This window comes from Aquitalea sp. LB_tupeE, from assembly GCF_013391415.1.
Lineage (GTDB): Bacteria > Pseudomonadota > Gammaproteobacteria > Burkholderiales > Chromobacteriaceae > Aquitalea.
In genome coordinates this window covers 91,633-110,693 of the sequence record NZ_JACAXB010000042.1, presented here as the reverse complement: position 1 = coordinate 110,693, position 19,061 = coordinate 91,633, and the positions used below count along the sequence as shown (strand labels likewise).

The window sequence follows — 19,061 nt, the reverse complement described above, 5'->3', positions numbered from 1 at the left end:
CCGCTTGTGCTTTCCGGATGGCTTTGCCAAAAGGCAATATTCCTCTGGAAGCCGCTTGACACAAGGATTTTGACCTTGCTATAAAGCAAGCGGTTTTTATCCGAATTACGTAGACCGAAGAACGACGAAAGGGGACTTACGTGAACAAGTCTGAACTGATTGATGCAATCGCCGCTGAAGCTGATATTTCCAAAGCTGCAGCTGCCAAGGCACTGGATGGTATGGTTGCCGCTGTTACCGACGCTCTGAAAAAGGGCGACACCGTGACTTTGGTAGGTTTTGGTACTTTCTATGTTGGCGAGCGTGCTGAACGCAGCGGTCGCAACCCGAAAACTGGCGAAACCATCAAGATCCCGGCTGCACGTTCTCCGAAGTTCCGTGCTGGCAAAGCACTGAAAGACGCGCTATAATCTGCAACCTTGTCGTTAGAGATAACGGCAAGGTTTTATAGCGGGCGTTTAGCTCAGTTGGTAGAGCGTCTGCCTTACAAGCAGAATGTCGGCGGTTCGACTCCGTCAACGCCCACCACAGTTTGGAGTGGTAGTTCAGTTGGTTAGAATACCGGCCTGTCACGCCGGGGGTCGCGGGTTCGAGTCCCGTCCACTCCGCCAGAATCTACAGAAAAGGTGAACGTGTTCAGTCGTTCACCTTTTTTTTTACCAATGGGGTGGCTTGCGCCGATATCGCCATGTTCGATTTTGTTCAGAATAATAAAATTGCCATTCAAGTCATTCTGGGCGCGGTTGCGCTGACCTTTGTTGGCTTTGGTGTGGGTAGTTATACCTCTGCCGTGGAAGACCCATATCTGGTCAAGGTGGGTTCCGCCAAAATTTACAAGCGGGACCTGGACCGCCTTCTGGAAGGACAGCCTTCTGATGCCGCGACTCGTCAACAAGCTCTGGAAGATCTGATCCGTCAGGACTTGTTGCTTGCAGCCGCTCAGGATGGCGGTGCAACTGTTAGTCCCGAGCAATTGCGTAAAGTGATTGCCGGCATTGCTGAACTGCAGGAAAACGGCCAATTCAGCGCATCGCGCTATAAAGAATTCCTGGCGGCACGCAATATGTCGCCCGAGGCGTTTGAAGCCAAAATCAGCCGTGACATCATGTTGCAAAATCAGATCAACAATTTTGCTGGCACTGGTTTTGTTTCTCGCAGTGTAGTGGAGCGCATGGGTGGTTTGATGGCACAGGAGCGTCAGGTTCGCCTGCTGCTGTTGAAACCGGCTGACTTTGCGTCCCAGGTCAAAACGGATGATGCGGCGTTGAAGGGTTTTTATGACGCCAATGCCAAGCGCTTCCGTACGGCCGAATCGGTTAAGCTGGATTACGTGCTGCTCTCTCCGCAGTCTGTGGCGGCCACGCTCAATGTGACGGATGCTGAGGTAAAGCAATACTACGAGCAGCACAAGGCAGATCTGTCTGGTGAAGAACGCAGGGCGTCGCATATCCTGCTGACTGTTCCCAAGGATGCCAAGCCGGCGGATAAGGCCAAGGTAAAGGCTGAAGCTGAGGCCTTGCTCAAACAGCTTCGTGCTGACCCGAGCAAGTTTGCTGAGCTGGCCAAAGCCAAATCGCAAGATCCGGGCTCGGCAGCTAATGGTGGCGATCTGGGCTTCTTTGCCCGTGGTGCGATGGTCAAGCCTTTTGATGATGTCGCGTTCCGCATGCAGGCAGGCAAGATTAGCGAGGTTGTGGAAACCGAGTACGGTTACCACATCATCAAACTGGATGAGATAAAGCAGTCGGACTTCAACGCAGTCAAGGCCGCGGTGGAAGCCAAACTGAAGCAGCAGAAGGCTGCTGGTCAATTGCGCAGCATGGCGGACAAGCTGGCAGAAGTTGCCTATCAGCAGGCTGACTCGCTAAAGGGTGTGCAAGATGCGCTGAAGTTGCAGATTCAGCATTCTGACTGGCTATCTCGTGACAAGAAGTCCGCTGACCCGGTATTGGCCAATGCCAAGGTGCTGGATGCGGCCTTCAGTGATGATGTGCTGAAGAAAAAGCACAATAGTGAACCTGTTGATATTGGTGGCGGTAATCTGGTGGTGGTACGTGTGGCTGATCATCAGCCGGAGCGTCAGCAGAAACTGGATGAAGTGCGTGATGTCATCAAGAGTGAGCTGATTGCCACCGAGGGTGCCAAGCTGGCTGAAAAACAAGGTCAGGCCCTGCTGGCTCAGCTTAAAGCTGGAAAGGGTGTGGACGGTCAGAAGTGGGGTGAACTGCAAACTGTTTCGCGTCGTAATCCTGGCAATATGATTCCGGGTGATGTGCGGGCGGTATTCTCTGCGGCAATCAGCACCCTGCCGGCTTTTGCTGCTAGCAAGCATGATAATGGCGACTATGCCATTTATCAGATTGCCAGTGTGGGGGCTGGGGCGGCGGTGACAGATGAAGAGCGGACTCAACTGGCAGGGGCCATGGTGCAGATGGCAGCACGCAGCCAATTGGGTAGCTATCTGGAGACGCTGCGCCAAAAGTACCCCATCAAGATGGGCAAGCAGCAGCTGAACGATCAAAGCGAACAGTAATGATCTGACGGACGGGGCCGGAATCCGGTCCTGTCTGTTGCTTGGATTGCATTGAGCAATAAAAAAAGGGCCGTAAGGCCCTTTGTTTTATCTGGTCTGATCAGGCAGCAAAGTTCTTTGCAGCGAAGTCCCAGTTTACCAGCTTCCAGAAGCTGTCCAGATAGTTCGGACGGCTATTGCGGTAGTCGATGTAGTAAGCATGTTCCCACACGTCACAGGTCAGGACCGGAGTCTTGTCGGTGGTCAGCGGGGTGGCGGCATTGCTGGTGGATACCAGGTCCAGGGAGTCATCGCTGTTCTTCACCAGCCAGGCCCAGCCGGAGCCGAAGGTGCCAATAGCAGTCTGGGTGAAGGCTTTTTTGAACTCTTCGAAGGAGCCCCACTTGGCGTTGATGGCATCAGCCAGCGCGCCAGTCGGTTCGCCGCCAGCATTCGGAGCCAGGCCAAACCAATAGAAAGTGTGGTTCCATACCTGAGCGGCATTATTGAAGATGCCACCGGAAGATTTCTTGACGATTTCTTCCAGCGAGGCATTTTCGAATTCGGTGCCCTTGATCAGGTTGTTCAGGTTGGTGATGTAGGTTTGGTGATGCTTGCCGTAGTGGAATTCCAGGGTTTCCTTGGAGATGTGGGGGGCCAGCGCATCCAGTGCGTAAGGCAGTTCCGGCAGTTTGTGTTCCATCATGCTCTCCTTGTTGAGAATTGGGCTTGCGAAATTGCGAAAGCCGAATCTAGCGGATAACTGTAACAGCAAGTGTACTGGATTCAACACTTGATCGCCAATAGTTGACTAAATAAGTAAAGTAAGAATATGAATAAGTCATTCGACGTCGTGGTGCTGGGGGCTGGTGCCGCTGGCATGATGTGTGCCGCTATTGCGGGCCAGCGCGGGCGCAAGGTCTTGCTACTGGATCACGCAAACAAATTGGCCGAGAAAATTCGTATTTCCGGCGGTGGTCGCTGTAATTTCACCAACCATGATGCGAAGCCAGAGCGCTATTTATCTGAAAACCCGCATTTTTGTCGCTCGGCACTGGCACAGTTTGGTCCGCAGGATTTTATTGCCATGATTGAACGGCATGGCATTGCTTATCACGAAAAGAAACTGGGGCAGTTGTTTTGTGATGATTCCAGTCAGCAGGTCATCGATATGCTCGACTCCGAGTGTCAAAAAGGCGGGGTGTTCCGTCAGATGGGCGTTAGCATCAGTACTGTTACCAAAGATGAAACAGGTTTGTTTGTGCTTGAAACCACCGAAGGTGTCTTCAGTACGCATGCGCTTGTGGTGGCTACCGGTGGCTTGTCCATCCCGCAAATCGGGGCTACGCCGCTGGGTTACCGAATTGCCGAGCAGTTCGGGTTGCCGGTCACTGGGCTGAGTCCGGCCTTGGTGCCGCTGACTTTTCATGTCGAGGATGCAGAGGCCTTTGCTCCACTGGCCGGGGTGTCGCTGGATGTGGAAGTTTGCGCAGGCAAGGGGCGTTTTCGCGAGCAGATCCTGTTTACTCACAAAGGCTTGTCTGGCCCGGCCATCTTGCAGATTTCCTCTTACTGGGAACCTGGAATGGATGTGGTTATCAATCTGCTGCCTGATTGTGATGTTGCGTCATTTCTGGACGAGCGGCAGGGCAGTGAGCAACTGTTGAGTAATGCGTTAGCCGAACTCGGTTGGCCTAAGCGTTTTGCCGAGGCGTGGTTGAGCCGGCTTGGTTTCAATCTTCGGCTGAAGGATTTGACATCCAAAAAGCGCTTGCAACTGGCTGAGCAGGTGCAGCATTGGCGCATCAAGCCCAATGGCACACAGGGATACAAGAAGGCCGAAGTGACGCGCGGCGGGGTTTCCACCAAGGCCTTGTCTTCCAAAACCATGGAAGCCAAGGACGTTCCAGGCCTGTTTTTTATAGGCGAAGTTGTTGATGTTACCGGCTGGTTAGGTGGGTACAACTTCCAGTGGGCCTGGTCATCGGGCTATGTAGCCGGCAAAAACTGCTAGAATTGCCACCTGATCCGGGTTCTTGCCTGTTGCACATTTCATTGAGTCTCCATGACCGAACAGTACGAAAATTTTGATGGTGCCATGGCATCCTTGCGCACACCGCCACATTCGACCGAAGCTGAACAATCGGTTCTTGGCGGTTTGATGCTGGATAATGGTGCTTTCGACAAGATTGCGGACGTAGTGTCCGAGGCGGATTTTTACCGCCATGACCACAAGCTTATCTTCAAGCATATTGCCCGTCTGATTGAATTGGGCCGTCCGGCCGATGTGGTGACGGTATCCGAAGTGCTGGACAAGAACGCCGAGCTGGCGGATGTCGGTGGTTTGTCTTACCTGGCAACGCTGGCGCAGAACACGCCGTCCGCCGCCAACATCCGTCGTTATGCCGAAATCGTTCGCGAGCGTTCCATCATGCGACAACTGGCGGTGGTGGGGGCGGAGATTGCCGAGTCGGCCTACACGCCACAGGGCCGCGATGCAGCCCAGTTGCTGGATGAGGCTGAGGGCAAGGTGTTCCAGATTGCCGAATCCACGGCCAAGTCCAAGCAGGGCTTTCTGGAGATGCCTGGCCTGCTGAAAGAGGTTGTTGAGCGCATTGACATGCTCTACAGCCGGGATAATCCGGACGAAGTCACTGGTATTCCCACCGGCTTTATCGACCTGGATGCCAAAACATCCGGTTTGCAGCCGGGGGATCTGGTGATTGTGGCTGGCCGTCCGTCCATGGGTAAAACGGCTTTCTCCATGAACATCGCCGAGCATGTGGCCGTGGAGGCGCATTTGCCAGTGGCGGTGTTCTCCATGGAAATGGGTGGTGCACAGCTGGTGATGCGTATGCTGGGCTCGGTAGGGCGGCTGGATCAGCATGTGTTGCGTACCGGCAAGCTGGGTGACGAGGACTGGCAAAAACTGACCTACGCCATTGGCAAGCTGTCGGAGGCGCCGATGTATATCGACGAAACACCGGCGCTCACTGCTTTGGAGCTGCGCGCACGCGCGCGTCGCCTGGCACGTCAGCATGGTGGCAAGCTTGGCTTGATCGTGATCGACTATTTGCAGTTGATGTCCGGTTCCGGCCGTGGTGATAACCGTACTGCCGAACTGGGTGAAATTTCCCGTGGTCTGAAGGGTTTGGCCAAGGAGTTGCAGGTGCCGGTGATTGCGCTGTCGCAGCTGTCACGGGCAGTGGAGCAGCGTCCCAACAAGCGCCCGATGATGTCTGATTTGCGAGAATCTGGCGCCATCGAGCAGGATGCTGACATCATCATCTTCATGTACCGGGAAGAGTACTACAACCCGGAAAACGTGGAAGTGAAGGGCATGGCAGAGGCGATTATCGGTAAGCACCGTAATGGCCCTACCGGTGCGGTGCGCCTGGCCTTTGTCGGCAAGCACGCCAAATTTGAAAATGCCGCCACCTTGGGTATCAGCGGCTGGGCGGATAGTGACGGTTAACACCGCCTGATGATCTGGATACCGGGTGCCGCGAGTCTGCATCCGTTCACGAAAGGTAGTTCATGAGCTTTTTCGACAAACATGTATTTATCTGCTGCAACCAGCGTGCTGCCGGAGAGGATTGCTGCAATAACCACGGTTCCAGTGAGCTGCTGGGCTACATGAAGGACCGGGTCAAGGCGCTGGGTTTGGCGGGTGATGGCAAGATTCGTATCAATAAGGCGGGCTGTCTTGGGCGCTGTGATGATGGGCCGGTGATGGTGGTGTATCCGCAAGAGACCTGGTACACCTTTGTCGACCGCGAAGACATCGACGAAATCATCGATGAGCACATGGTGGCAGGACGTATTGTTGAAAGGTTGAAGATCTGATGTTGAAAGCCCTGAACAAGTGTGTGATTTCCGGCCCGGTTGGCGAGTTGGAGACCATCGTGGTTTTGCCGCAAGGCGAGCCGCAGGGAATTGCCGTGATTTGCCATCCCAATCCGCTGCAGGGCGGCACCAATACCAACAAAGTGGTGCAGACAGCCGCCAAGGCGCTGTCACAACTGGGTTATGCCTGCTACTGTCCGAACCTGCGCGGGGTGGGGGAGAGTGGTGGTCAGCACGACCATGGGGTTGGCGAGGTGGATGATGTGATTGCCGTGGTCGAACATGCCCGCACCGTGCATGGCCAACTGCCGCTGGCACTGGCAGGGTTCTCGTTCGGCGGCTTTGTCGCGGCGCGCACCCGTGCCGTGATTGAGGCGGACAAGTTGTTGCTGATGGGCGTGGCGGTGGGTAAGTACACCATTCCAACGCCACCGGTGCCCGCGGATACGCTAGTGATTCATGGTGAAGAGGACGAGGTGATTCCACTGTCCGCCGTGCTGGACTGGGCCCGTCCACAGGACTTGCCGGTGCTGGTGTTTCCTGGGGCTGGTCATTTTTTCCATGGCAAGCTGATCAAGCTGGGGCAGATGATTCAGCGCTGCTGGTAAGTCTGTCCTGCCAACATGAAAATAGCCAGTCTGTTGACTGGCTATTTTATTAACGGTGCAGATCGCCGGCTGCTTCAGGCTGGTAGGTGACTTCCAGGACGGTGAGTCGGGTTTGCCCTGCCAGCGTGGGCCAGTCAATCGACTGACCTTCGGCCAGGCCTAGCAGTGCTGCCCCAACTGGGGCCAGAACAGAAACATGTCCCGTTGTGCCATCGGCCTGATTGGGGTACACCAGGGTCAGCAGCTTTTCCTCGCCGCTTTGATCAATGCGTACCCGCGCGGTGCTGTTCATGGTAATGATGCCCGCAGGAATGTCTTCCGGCTCTACCACTTCGGCGCGCTCCAGCTCGGCTTCCAGCGCGACCAGCGTCGCCTTGTCCTGTTCCGGCATGCGCTCCATCCAGGCTGCCAGCCTTTCGTAATCAAGACTGGAAACAATGATGGATGGTTGGCTGGGCATGGTCGACTCCTTCTATCAATAAAAAGCACAGGCTTTTTCAGGCCTGTGCTGACGGTGATAAACAACGTTCAATCAGTGTTGGAGTGTCTTGAGTATGGAAAGTTGCCTGAGCATTAGCCAAGCAGGCTGAGCGCGCTGCGCTGTGAGAGATTGGCTTGTGCCTGTACGGCAATGGCTGATTGGCCCAGGATTTGTTGCTGTACCAATTGCGCTGTGGCTGCTGCAAAGTCGGTGTCACTGATGCGGCTATTGGCGGCCTGGGCATTCAGGGAGGCATTCTGCAGATTGTCGATGGCGGCAGCAAACTGATTGCTGGCTGCCCCTAGCTGAGTGCGTGAGTTGCCAATAGTGGCAAGGTCGGATTGCATCTGGGATTGTGCTGCAATGGCGCTGGCAGGGCTGGACAGGTCAATGGTACCCGTCGCTGCCAAATTCGCATTGTAGCTGTTAAGGCCCCCGCTGGATGGCGAGGCTGACAGATTGCTGGTGCTGACGTTGATCTGGTTGCCACTGCCGCCATTGGGCCCCACTTGAAATTGCAGGCTGTTATTGCTGCTCAGTAGTGATGTGCCGTTGTACTGGGTGTTCTGGATAATGGCCGAGTTGCTTTGGGTCAGCTGATCCGCCTGTTGTTGCAAGGCCTGGCGGTTGCTGCTGTTGAGCGCGGCATTACCTGCCTGAATGGCTAATTCCTGAATCTGCTGGGTATTGCTCTGCAATTGGGATAGTGCGCTGTCCGCGGTTTGCACCATGGAAATGCCATCCAGCGCATTGCTGCTGGCCTGGTTGTCGCCGCGAACCTGAGCCTCAAGCGATTGGGACAGGGCAGTATTTGCGGCATTCACCGCAGCATTGTTCAGTTGTGTGCCTGAAGAGAGCTGGTCCAGTGTCTGTTCGGTTTTCTTGCGCGATTTCTCCAGTTGGGACTGTGCGCTCAGAGTGCTGGAATTGCTGCCGATGGTTAACATGTCACGCTCGCTTAAATTACGTTCAGATCACGGCTTTAACTATAGTTTCCCTCTTGCGGCTTAACCAGTATTTACACAAAAACACCCGCCTGAAGCGGGTGTTTACTGTTGTATTGCTAATAAAACTCAGCGCGAGGCAGGCTTGGCCGGTGTGCCGGCAGACTGCGTGAGTACTTCATAGCCGCTTTCGGTTACCAGAATGGTGTGCTCCCACTGTGCTGACAGGCTGCGGTCCTTGGTGGCGACTGTCCAGCCATCGCCCATCATGCGCAGATGTCGTTTACCCTGATTGATCATCGGCTCGATGGTGAAAATCATGCCGGCTTCAAGTTTGAGGCCGGTGCCGGGGCGACCGTAGTGCAAGACTTGCGGTTCTTCGTGGAAGCGCTTGCCAATGCCGTGACCGCAGAACTCTTGCACCACACTGTAACCGCTGGCTTCGGCATATTGCTGAATTGCATAGCCGATGTCCCCCAGGGTGGCACCCGGTTTGACCTTTTCGATGCCGCGCCACATGCATTCATAGGTAATCTTGCACAGGCGGCGGGCGTGCTCGCTGACTTCGCCAACATAGAACATGCGGCTGGTATCACCGTGGTAACCATCCTTGATGACGGTAATGTCGATGTTCATGATGTCGCCGTTCTTCAGCGGCTTGTCATTGGGAATGCCATGGCACACCACGCTGTTGATCGAGGTGCAGATCGACTTGGGATAGGGGTTGTGGCCATCTGGTGCGTAATTCAGTGGGGCCGGAATGCAGCCTTGCACATTGACCATGTAGTCATGGCAAAGCTTGTCGATGGCCTCGGTGGTGACACCGGGTTTGACAAAGGGAGTGATGTAGTCGAGTACTTCGGAAGCAAGCTTGCCGGCGATACGCATTTTCTCGATATCGGCGGCTGTTTTCAGTTCAACGCTCATTGTGGTGGTCTTGGTGTGTGCGGCAATGTTCCATTCTAGCAAATGATGAAAAAACGGGCACCCCGCAGGATGCCCGTTTTACAGTTTGTTGCTAAGCGATGTTCAGCTTAGAACGCAACTTTCAGACCAACACCGAAGGCTTTCGGGTCGTCTCCAGCTGCCAAAGCGGCTGCAGTATTAGTACTGCTGCTATAGGAAGTGCTATAAATGCTGTTGTTGTAGAAGTTAGCATTTTGCTTGGTATTGTTGTTAATTTTGGCGTAGTAGGTATAAACCTTGGTGGATTTCGATAGGTTGTAATCGATACCGACAGTATATTCCTTGGCTTTATAGTCGTCAGGTGTTGCACTGCCTTTCAATTGGCCCAGCTGGCTATATTCTAGCTTGAATACGAAAGGACCATAGTCTTGCGACAAGGACACAGTCCAATCATCTTGCTTCAGATTGCTACCAATGCTACTGCTGCCAAAACGACCAAATTCGTAACCGGCACCAATCAGGGTGCCGGTAGCAAACTTGTAGCTAGCTGCCAGCTTGGTGTAAGTGGTGTTCTGACCAGAGTTGCTTGTTGCTACGCTAGATGCGGTTGAGCCAGATGCAGCATAAGTGAATGTGGTAGCACCTGTGCTGCTGGTGCTGGTGTCATTCTGACGATCAAAACCCACAGCAACGATGAGGCCACCATTGGTATAGTTTCCGGCAAGGGATACACGCGATTTATTAGCGGTGGCAGTCTTAGCTTCATCAACTCCATAAGATGCACCGAACTGGAGGCCAGACCATGTCGGGCTGACATAGTGAATGGAGTTTTTCAGGCGGGCTTCACCACGGCTGTAAACACCAGTACCGGAGCCATTGTTTTCTGCCGTGTAGTCCTGAAATAGGTTAATGCCGGCAGCGGTAAGGGTTTTGTAAGCACTATCGCTATAGCCAGCGTAAACCTTACCTAAGTCCGCATTGTCCAGGCCAACAAATGAGTTACGAGTGGCGAAGGTGGCAGTCACGCCAGCATCAGTAGTGCCACCTTGTTCGAAGTTTTTCAGGCTTTGTTCAACTTGCCAAATCGCTTTTGTGCCATTGCCCAAGTCTTCGAAGCCTTTGAAGCCAATTCGAGAGTTGTTGTCAACAACACGAGCGCGACTGGCGTATGGCGTAGATCCGCCTGTTGCGGATGCGGACTCAAAGCCAGCGCTCAGGAAACCATAAATGGTTACGTCGGCGTGAGCGGCGAACGGAACGGCGAACAGGGTTGCAACCAGTGCGGCTAAGCTTTTCTTATGCATCATCAGTGCTCCATCAGGGGTTTTGTGTTCGTTATGCGTACTGGCTGTGGCGGAACTCTATGTTTGAGCCGTCCAGGACGTCAGTACTGTCGAAGTTTAACCACAAAATGTGACGATGATGTTGCAGTAATGATGCAGATCAAGCCTCGCCAAACCGGATTTGTTGTATTTATGCCAAAAACTTGTTGGGGTAGATCTCGTCGATGAGGGTTCGACAATCGACAATACGCAAATCATTGTCCTTGGCGAAATCCATCAGAAACTGGAAGACCTGCGGATCAATCTTCTGCAGCTTCTTGTCGACGGCAACGCAACGCACGCCTTCCAGCAACATGGGGCGGACGAAGGCGTGGTAGGAAAGTTTCTGATCGCCACCGAAAGAGGCCAGGATGCCTGCCAGACGTTCTGCCCAGTCGCTGGGGCGGAAGGTGCGGCCTTCGGAGGTGAGTCCCTGGATGACTACTTCATATGGATTGCAAATCATGGTGATTAACCGGAGTGTGCTCTTTAAGGTGTGGTCTCTGTATTTATCTATAGCAAAGACAGTGTTGTTGTATTGGACTGTCTTTGTTGCAAGGCAATAGCGGGTTTACCCGCAATTTTACCTGAAAATCAGATGCGCTTGAATGGCGGTAATGAGGACAGCAGTTTTTTTCCGTAACTTTGTTTCACCAGCCGGTTGTCCAGAATGGTGACACGGCCATAGTCGCGCTCGGTGCGGATCAGCCGGCCAACGGCCTGAATCAGTTTGATGGAAGCTTCAGGAACGGTGAGTTCGACAAAGGGGTTGCCGCCACGCTTTTCTATCCAGCGTGACAGGGTTTTGCCGACCGGGTCATCCGGCATGGCAAATGGCAGTTTGGCAATGATGACGTGGACGCAGCTTTCCCCGGGCAAGTCCAGGCCCTCGGAGAAGGAGTCCAGCCCGAAGATGACGCTGGCCTGGTTATTCTTGAGGCGGCTGTGGTGGGTTTCCAGCAAGACGGATTTGGGAATCTCGCCTTGAATCAGCAACTGGCTGCGCAGGTTCTCCGGCAAGGCAGCCGCCACATCCTGCATCTGCTTGCGAGAGGAGAACAGCACCAGCGTACCGACAGCTTCGCCGGTATCAATCAGCTTGGGCAGCCATTCGACGATTTCCCTGGTGTGGCCTTGCGGGTCCTTGGGGCTGGTCAGCATGGGTGGCAGGTAGAGTTCACCCTGCTCGGTAAAGTTGAAGGGTGAGTCGAGGGCCACGCAAGTCACTTGCGGCAGCCATTTCAATCCTGTTTGTCCAAGCAGCAGGTCAAAGGCGCCAAGCGAGCGCAGGGTGGCCGAAGTGAGCACGGCACCGGCGGCACGACGCCACAAGGTAGCCGCCAGGCTGGCTGCTGCGCTGACGGGGGAGGCGGAGAAAATATAGTCCCCTTTGCCCTCAATGCGGCGGGTGATCCACTTGGCAATGGGCGGCGCGCTTTCTTCTGTTTCCTTTTCAAACAGATCCCACACGGCCATCAGCTGTTCGGCCCGGCCATTGAGAAAACCAATATCAGCGGCGGCTTTGTCAATTTGTGTGGTATCGCTGCCTTTTTCCTTGCGTGCTTCGGTCAGCGCATCGTTCAGTGCTGCCAGATGTTTGAAGATAGCGCGGGCGGCCATGGCCATATTGCGTGCCGGCTGTTGCAGTCGCTCCGGCAACTGGCCGTCTTCCATCAGCCAGGTGGGCTCCATGTTTTCGCTGTTGGCGCTGAGGGCTTCTTCGCCGCTGAGCAGCCACAACCATTCATTCAGCGTTTCCATGCAGGCGCTGGCTGCATCCATGGCTTGTGCGGTGATTTCCACCTTGCTGGTCAGCATTTCCACCCTTGCGGCAGTGGGGGCTACCTTGTCCAGCCAGCCCATGGCCTGGGCCAGCGAATGTTCCGCCGAGAACTGATTGATGGCCTTCTTGGCCAGATGGTGTGCCTCGTCAATGCAGTAGTAGCTGTCTTCCGGCGCAGGCAGGATGACGCCGCCGCCCATGGAAACATCGGCCAGCATCAGGTCGTGGTTGGCCACGATGACGTCTACGGTTTCCAGTGTGTCGCGTGCCAAGTAGAACGGGCATTCCGGGCGATTGGGGCAGGCAGCTTTCAGGCAGCCGTGGCGGTCGTTGGTGACCCGGCTCCACAGGCCGTCTTCGATTACCTCTTTCCAAGTGTCGCGATCGCCATTCCAGCGGCGGTAGTAGAACTCGTCTGCCATGCTGCGCAGGGCTTCTATTTCGCCAGCCTGTGGTTTGCGGTCCCACAAGGCCAGCATCGGATCCGGGGCCAGCAACTGGCCTTGGGCATTTTCGGCAGTCAGGGCGTAGATGCGCTGCGGGCACAGATAACGACCACGGCCCTTGGCCAGCGCGAAGGTGAGCGGCAGGCCGCTGTTTTCCACCACGAAGGGCAGGTCGCGGTTAACCAGTTGCTCTTGCAGGGCGACGGTGGCGCTGGTGACCACCAGTTTTTTGCCACGAGACCTTGCCATCACGCCACCAGCCAGCAGGTAGGCCAGGCTTTTGCCGACACCGGTTGGCCCTTCGATCACCGCGATGCTTTCACCCTCACGGTTGGGATAAGCGTCGCCTTGCTTTTCCAGGCTGCGGGACAGGGCGTTGGCGATCTCGGCCAGCATGCGCCGTTGTGCCGCACGTGGGCGAAAGCCTGGCAGGTTGTCGGCAATGGTGCGGTAGTGGTCGCGAATGGCGTCTTTTTCGGCATCGGTCAGCATGGCGCGATTGTACCGCAAGCTGAGGCTGATTTAGCGGCTAAAGCGTCATGGATTTTCGTTTGTGCGCAAATGGTGCTTTGCAAAATGACGACGCACTCAGCTTGTGGATACGATAGCCAAATTCATCAAGCGTGATCAGCAACGGCACAAGCTTCGCGTGAACGCGGGTGGCTTGTGACAAGAATTGACTGAGACGTGTTGCGTACGCATGGACAGACAAATAACAAGTACGCAGTGTTCTGCACACAGGAGAAATGAGTTGATGACACCCGTTAGCCGCGTTCTGGTGGTAAGCGATGATGCAAAGTGGCAGTCCGACGTTCTGGCCGGGCTGGGTGCCGTGGCCGTGCGGCTGGAAAATCCTTATGGCCTGACCTTTATTGGCGCCTCCCGTCTGAAGGAGGCAATGGACATCATTCGGCGTGATGGCGATATCCAGGCCGTGCTGGTCGACAAGCAGTTGCAAGAGAAGGGCCTGAATCAGGCGGCAGTGACGCTGGCCAACCAGATCAGTGATTTCCGGCCGGAATTATCCTTGTATGTCTTGCTGATGGATGACGACGAGCGTGTGCTGGTGGAAAACCTCGCCAGCCATGCGGTGGATGGCTATTTTTACCGCGACGAAACCGACTACAACGGCTGGTTCCGCATTCTGACCGCCGAGTTGGCTGAAAAATCTGCCACGCCGTTTTACGACAAGCTCAAGCAATATGTGCGCATGGCCAAGGATTCCTGGCACACGCCGGGCCACGCTGGTGGTGATTCGCTCAAGGGCAGCCCGTGGGTGGGGGATTTTTACGATTTTGTTGGCGAGAACATGTTGCGGGCCGACCTGTCGGTCTCCGTGCCGATGCTGGATTCGCTGCTGCACCCGACCGGGGTGATTGCCGAGTCGCAAAAGCTGGCTGCCAAAGCCTTTGGAGCGCGCAAGACCTATTTCGCCACCAACGGGACATCGACTTCCAACAAGGTGATTTTCCAGACCTTGCTGGCGCCGGGTGACAAGCTGCTGCTGGACCGCAATTGCCATAAATCCGTGCATCACGGGGTGATTCTGTCCGGTGCCTTGCCGGTGTATCTGGATTCCTCCATCAACAAGCAGTACGGCATTTTCGGCCCGGTGCCCAAAGCCACCATTTTTGCCGCCATTGAAGCCAACCCGGACGCGCGGGTGCTGATCCTGACTTCCTGCACTTACGATGGCTTGCGTTATGATCTGGTGCCCATCATCGAAGCCGCGCACGAAAAGGGCATCAAGGTGATCGTGGATGAGGCCTGGTACGGTTTTGCCCGTTTTCACCCGGCCTTCCGCCCGACAGCACTGGAGTCAGGTGCCGACTATGTCACGCAAAGCACGCACAAGATTTTGTCTGCCTTCTCGCAAGCCAGCATGATTCACGTGAATGACCCCGGATTTGACGAGCATCTGTTCCGGGAAAACTTCAATATGCATACCTCCACCAGCCCGCAGTACAACCTGATTGCCAGTCTGGACGTGGCGCGCAAGCAAGCGGTGACCGAGGGCTACCGGCTACTGGACCGCACGCTGAAGCTGGCAGAGGAGCTGCGCGACAAGATCAACTCCACCGGGGCTTTCCGCATACTGGAGCTGGAAGACCTGCTGCCCGAAGAAATGCGAGAAGATGGCATCCGGCTGGACCCGACCAAGCTCACCGTGGATATCAGCCAGTCCGGTTTTACCACCGACGAACTGCAACACGCGCTGTTCGAGCGCTATAACATCCAAGTGGAGAAATCCACCTTCAGCACCATCACTCTGTTGCTGACCATGGGCACCACGCGCAGCAAGGTGTCACGGTTGTATGACGCATTGCTGCGGCTGGCCAAGGAGAAGCGTGCACCGCGTGCGGTTGGCCGCATGCCGGAAATTCCGCGCTTTTCCCGCCTGGCCTGCCTGCCGCGCGATGCCTTTTATGAAGCTGGCGAGCGCCTGCCCTTGCTGGATGACGATGGTCGCCCCAATGCCGCACTGAATGGCCGGGTATGTTGCGACCAGATCGTTCCTTACCCGCCTGGCATTCCCGTGTTGGTGCCGGGGCAGGTGATTGACGACAGTATCCTGTCTTATCTGGCGCGTCTGCAAAAGACACAAAAAACCATAGAAATGCACGGACTGGCCGAAGATGGTGGGGAAATGTATGTCAGAGTGCTAAAAGATAGGGAGCTTTCGCATTTGCCTGACAGATTGTTGTTCGGCTGAGAGCTTGTCAGAATGGTCAATTTCCGATAAATATAACAATTGTCGCAAATATATAAATCCAGTATCCAATTGATACGGTATTGCGACACCAGTTAACTGACTTGAGACCTGCGTGTAGTAATGTGCCATTGCGCATGAAGACACACACCGTGTTCTATGCGCGATGGTCTTTTTTTTTGGAAATCTTACCCATGAAGCAAGTAGGACATTACCTGCAATTCAGCGACCTGAATCACGAGGAGTATCGTCACATCTTCGAGCGTGCCAAGGTTCTGAAGCGACGACACAGCGAAAAACAGCTGTATCAGCCGCTGGTAGGCCGCGTAATGTCCATGATCTTCGAAAAGAATTCCACGCGTACGCGGGTTTCCTTTGAAGCCGGCATGGCCCAGCTTGGCGGTCATGCGATGTTCCTGGATACCAAGACCTCCCAGCTGGGGCGCGGTGAGCCGATTGAAGATACGGCACGGGTGCTGTCGCGCATGAGCGATATCATCATGATCCGCACTTACGAACAATCGCTGGTAGAGCGTCTGGCTGCGCATTCCAAAGTGCCGGTCATCAATGGCCTGACCAATGAATACCATCCCTGTCAGATTCTGGCGGACATCTTTACCTTCATTGAGCATCGTGGCTCGATCAAGGGCAAGACTGTTGCCTGGATCGGCGATGGCAACAATGTATGCCGTACCTGGCTGCAGGCGGCCAAGATTCTTGGTTTCAAGCTCAAGGTGGCCACGCCGGTGGGCTACGAGTTGACCGTGCTGGATGGTGAGCATTACGGCCCGGAGCACTTCGAACCCAGCCACAGTGCCGTCAAGGCGGTGGAAGGCGCTGACCTGGTGACCACCGACGTGTTCACCAGCATGGGCTACGAGGCTGAAAGTGCCGCTCGCCTGGAAGCATTTGCCAGCTATCAGGTAAATGCCGAGCTGATGAAGCATGCCAAGCCGGACGCATTGTTCATGCACTGCCTGCCTGCCCATCGCGGCGAGGAAGTGACCGCCGAGGTCATCGACGGCCCGCAGAGCGTGGTATGGGACGAGGCGGAAAACCGCATGCACGCCCAGAAAGCCCTGATCGAATATCTGCTGCTTGGTCATCAGTACGACTGAACCGGCAGGACAACCCACTAGATTCGCTGGAAAGAAAACGCATCATGTCTGACATCAAAAAAGTAGTGCTGGCCTACTCCGGTGGCCTGGATACCTCCGTCATCCTGAAATGGCTGCAAGACACCTACCACTGTGAAGTGGTGACCTTCACTGCCGACATCGGTCAGGGTGAAGAAGTGGAACCGGCCCGCAAGAAGGCCATTGCGCTGGGCATCAAGCCGGAAAACATCTTTATCGAAGACCTGCGCGAAGAGTTCGTGCGCGACTACGTTTATCCGATGTTCCGTGCCAACGCCATTTACGAAGGCGAGTACCTGCTGGGTACTTCCATCGCCCGTCCGCTGATCTCCAAGCGCCAGATCGAAATCGCCAACGCCGTGGGCGGCGATGCGGTATCGCACGGCGCTACCGGCAAGGGTAATGACCAGGTGCGTTTCGAGCTGGGTTACTACGCTCTGAAACCGGACGTCAAGGTGATTGCACCGTGGCGCGAATGGGACCTGCTGTCCCGTGAAAAGCTGCTGGCCTATGCCGAAAAGCATGGTATCGACATCAGCAAGAAAAAGAATGGTGGCAGCCCGTACTCCATGGATGCCAACCTGCTGCACATTTCCTACGAAGGCACTGTGCTGGAAAACCCGGCTGCCGAGCCGGAAGAAGATATGTGGCTGTGGACGGTCAGCCCGGAAAATGCCCCGGACCAGGCCGAATACATCGAGCTGAGCTACGAAAAGGGTGACATCACCGCCATCAACGGCGTGGCCATGACCCCGGCACAAGTACTGACCGAACTGAACCGTCTGGGTGGCAAGCACGGTATCGGTCGTCTGGACATCGTGGAAAACCGTTACGTGGGCATGAAGTCCCGTGGCTGCTACGAAACCCCGGGCGGCACCATCATGCTGAAGGCACACCGCGCCATCGAATCCATCACGCTGGACCGCGAAGTGGCCCATCTGAAGGATGAGCTGATGCCGAAGTACGCCAAGCTGATCTACACCGGTTACTGGTGGAGCCCGGAGCGTCAGATGCTGCAAGGCCTGATCGACGCTTCGCAAGCCACCGTTAACGGCTGGGTACGCCTGAAGCTGTACAAGGGCAATGTCATCGTTGTTGGTCGTGAATCCAAGACCGACTCCCTGTTCGACCCGAACATCGCCACCTTCGACGAAGACGGCGGCGCTTACAACCATGCTGACGCTGCCGGCTTCATTCGCCTCAATGCCCTGCGCATGCGGATTGCTGCCAACGCCAAGCTCAAGCGCGGCTGATCGGCACGCTGTGAAGAAAACCGCCTTCGGGCGGTTTTTTGTTGGGGCAGAGGAAATCCCGACGGAAAAGTTGAGAGACAGGCTGATGCGGCGTATCGTATCGGCTTTGTCCTGCTGGCCGGCTTGTGCATGCGCCAGCCACTGAGCCAATTGCAGCATTCATCAAGGAACATCAGGGTGTCTGAAGAGCAATTTACCGATATATCCATGGCTGTGTGTCTGACCGGCCTTATCATCTTCATGGGCTTCATCATCTGGGATCTGGGCAAGAAATCCCAGGCTGGCAAGATGGGCACGGCCATTCTGTTTCTGGTGTTGGGTTTTGGTGTGGTGGGCTTTATCTTCAAGAACGTGCTGGTGGAGTTTCTTGTGCTCAAGTAAGGGCGGCACGGACAAATAAAAACGGGTTGGCTTGTGCCAACCCGTTTTGCGTATAGGGCAGGGGAATCCAGCGGCAGATTAGCGCTGTGGCGACAAAATCAGGCGCAGGCCCAGTGCGATGAAAATGCTGCCGGCAATGCGGTCCAGCCACTGGCTGGCCTTGGGCGTACGGTTCAGCCAGCCACCAATGGCACCGGCAAAATAACCCAGGCTGCCAAACAGCAGCGCTGCTTGTGCAGTGAAGATCAGTCCCAGAATGGCCGTTTGCCAACCACTGTGACCCTGGGCCGGATCGACGAATTGCGGCAGGAAGGCCAGGAAGAACAGCACCACCTTGGGGTTGATGGTATTGGCGATCAGGCCCTTGCGAAAGTGCGCTGACAGCGGTGTGTCATCAATAGCGCCCTTGTCGACTTTCAGGCTGCTGCCCCGGCTGCGGATGGCTTGCCAGCCCAGATACACCAGATAGCTGCCGCCGGCGATCTTCAGCAGACCAAACGCCATGGGGGAGGCGGCTATCAGCGCACTGACACCCAGTGCCGCCAGGATGGTGTGAGTAATGCAACCCAGCGCGCAGCCCAGGCCAAATGCCATCCCCTGGCGGCGACCTTTGGCGATGCCAAGACTCAGTACCATCAGATTGTCCGGTCCGGGGGAGAGGGTGATTAGCATGGCGGCGATAGTGAAGGCCGCCAGTTGTTCTGCGGTAACGATCATGATTGCTAGCCTGAGC

At 55.4% G+C, this 19,061-nt stretch carries 18 protein-coding genes and 2 tRNA genes; 12 read left to right on the top strand and 8 right to left on the bottom strand.

What is annotated here, in order from left to right; translation table 11 throughout:
• The first annotated feature begins 140 nt into the window (after nt 1-140).
• The 4 genes from HWX34_RS20365 (at nt 141) to HWX34_RS20350 (ending at nt 2,533) form a co-directional block, all read left to right on the top strand.
• Entirely contained in the window at nt 141-410 is a 270-nt protein-coding gene (locus HWX34_RS20365) for an HU family DNA-binding protein (RefSeq protein ID WP_043572292.1), read from the top strand.
• A gap of 42 nt (nt 411-452) precedes the next feature.
• Nucleotides 453-528: transfer RNA gene (locus HWX34_RS20360), tRNA-Val, on the top strand.
• A gap of 6 nt (nt 529-534) precedes the next feature.
• Nucleotides 535-611 (top strand) — tRNA-Asp (locus tag HWX34_RS20355).
• A gap of 77 nt (nt 612-688) precedes the next feature.
• Nucleotides 689-2,533: a SurA N-terminal domain-containing protein gene (locus tag HWX34_RS20350; RefSeq protein ID WP_178973985.1), complete on the top strand. Its 1,845-nt coding sequence runs from the start codon at nt 689-691 to the stop codon at nt 2,531-2,533.
• Between the two features lie 100 nt (nt 2,534-2,633).
• Here the strand turns inward: HWX34_RS20350 and sodB are convergent, their stop codons facing one another.
• The gene (gene sodB / locus HWX34_RS20345; RefSeq protein WP_178974004.1) at nt 2,634-3,215 is read right to left on the bottom strand and encodes a superoxide dismutase [Fe]; all 582 of its coding nucleotides are present in this window, start codon (nt 3,213-3,215) and stop codon (nt 2,634-2,636) included.
• A 129-nt stretch (nt 3,216-3,344) separates the two neighbouring features.
• Here sodB and HWX34_RS20340 point away from each other — a divergent pair, with 129 nt between their 5' ends.
• The 4 genes from HWX34_RS20340 to HWX34_RS20325 all read left to right on the top strand — a co-directional run bounded on the left by HWX34_RS20340 (nt 3,345) and on the right by HWX34_RS20325 (nt 6,966).
• Nucleotides 3,345-4,526: an NAD(P)/FAD-dependent oxidoreductase gene (locus HWX34_RS20340; RefSeq protein WP_178973984.1), complete on the top strand. Its 1,182-nt coding sequence runs from the start codon at nt 3,345-3,347 to the stop codon at nt 4,524-4,526.
• Nucleotides 4,527-4,577: 51 nt separating this feature from the next.
• Nucleotides 4,578-5,987: a replicative DNA helicase gene (dnaB, locus tag HWX34_RS20335; protein WP_045848601.1), complete on the top strand. Its 1,410-nt coding sequence runs from the start codon at nt 4,578-4,580 to the stop codon at nt 5,985-5,987.
• A gap of 62 nt (nt 5,988-6,049) precedes the next feature.
• Nucleotides 6,050-6,358, top strand: coding sequence for a ferredoxin (locus HWX34_RS20330; RefSeq protein ID WP_178973983.1), 309 nt, complete (start codon nt 6,050-6,052; stop codon nt 6,356-6,358).
• Nucleotides 6,358-6,966, top strand: a complete 609-nt coding sequence (locus HWX34_RS20325) for an alpha/beta hydrolase (protein WP_178973982.1) — start codon at nt 6,358-6,360, stop codon at nt 6,964-6,966. The genes HWX34_RS20330 and HWX34_RS20325 overlap by 1 nt, the downstream gene beginning before the upstream one ends.
• A gap of 49 nt (nt 6,967-7,015) precedes the next feature.
• Here the strand turns inward: HWX34_RS20325 and rnk are convergent, their stop codons facing one another.
• From rnk to dinG, 6 genes are all read right to left on the bottom strand, one after another.
• On the bottom strand, nt 7,016-7,426 hold the full coding sequence (rnk, locus tag HWX34_RS20320) for a nucleoside diphosphate kinase regulator (protein WP_178973981.1): 411 nt from the start codon (nt 7,424-7,426) through the stop codon (nt 7,016-7,018).
• 113 nt (nt 7,427-7,539) lie between these two features.
• Entirely contained in the window at nt 7,540-8,394 is an 855-nt protein-coding gene (locus tag HWX34_RS20315) for a flagellin (RefSeq protein ID WP_178973980.1), read from the bottom strand.
• Nucleotides 8,395-8,520: 126 nt separating this feature from the next.
• Complete coding sequence (gene map / locus HWX34_RS20310) at nt 8,521-9,318, bottom strand: type I methionyl aminopeptidase (RefSeq protein ID WP_178973979.1); 798 nt, start codon at nt 9,316-9,318, stop codon at nt 8,521-8,523.
• Nucleotides 9,319-9,425: 107 nt separating this feature from the next.
• Nucleotides 9,426-10,604, bottom strand: a complete 1,179-nt coding sequence (locus tag HWX34_RS20305) for a porin (protein WP_255497643.1) — start codon at nt 10,602-10,604, stop codon at nt 9,426-9,428.
• Nucleotides 10,605-10,770: 166 nt separating this feature from the next.
• Nucleotides 10,771-11,085 (bottom strand): DUF3579 domain-containing protein, encoded by a 315-nt coding sequence (locus HWX34_RS20300; protein WP_045848607.1) that lies wholly within the window; start codon nt 11,083-11,085, stop codon nt 10,771-10,773.
• A 128-nt stretch (nt 11,086-11,213) separates the two neighbouring features.
• Nucleotides 11,214-13,340 (bottom strand): ATP-dependent DNA helicase DinG, encoded by a 2,127-nt coding sequence (dinG, locus tag HWX34_RS20295; protein ID WP_178974002.1) that lies wholly within the window; start codon nt 13,338-13,340, stop codon nt 11,214-11,216.
• Between the two features lie 262 nt (nt 13,341-13,602).
• Between dinG and HWX34_RS20290 the strand changes: the two genes are divergently transcribed.
• The 4 genes from HWX34_RS20290 (at nt 13,603) to HWX34_RS20275 (ending at nt 18,328) form a co-directional block, all read left to right on the top strand.
• On the top strand, nt 13,603-15,561 hold the full coding sequence (locus tag HWX34_RS20290; protein WP_178973978.1) for an aminotransferase class I/II-fold pyridoxal phosphate-dependent enzyme: 1,959 nt from the start codon (nt 13,603-13,605) through the stop codon (nt 15,559-15,561).
• Between the two features lie 191 nt (nt 15,562-15,752).
• Complete coding sequence (gene argF / locus HWX34_RS20285) at nt 15,753-16,676, top strand: ornithine carbamoyltransferase (protein WP_178973977.1); 924 nt, start codon at nt 15,753-15,755, stop codon at nt 16,674-16,676.
• Nucleotides 16,677-16,720: 44 nt separating this feature from the next.
• A complete protein-coding gene (locus HWX34_RS20280) occupies nt 16,721-17,947 on the top strand; it encodes an argininosuccinate synthase (protein WP_045848611.1) in 1,227 nt (408 codons plus the stop codon).
• A 207-nt stretch (nt 17,948-18,154) separates the two neighbouring features.
• On the top strand, nt 18,155-18,328 hold the full coding sequence (locus HWX34_RS20275) for a DUF2788 domain-containing protein (RefSeq protein WP_233160942.1): 174 nt from the start codon (nt 18,155-18,157) through the stop codon (nt 18,326-18,328).
• Between the two features lie 78 nt (nt 18,329-18,406).
• Here HWX34_RS20275 and HWX34_RS20270 read toward each other — a convergent pair whose 3' ends face one another.
• Nucleotides 18,407-19,045, bottom strand: coding sequence for a LysE family translocator (locus tag HWX34_RS20270; RefSeq protein WP_178973976.1), 639 nt, complete (start codon nt 19,043-19,045; stop codon nt 18,407-18,409).
• Between the last annotated feature and the right edge of the window lie 16 nt (nt 19,046-19,061).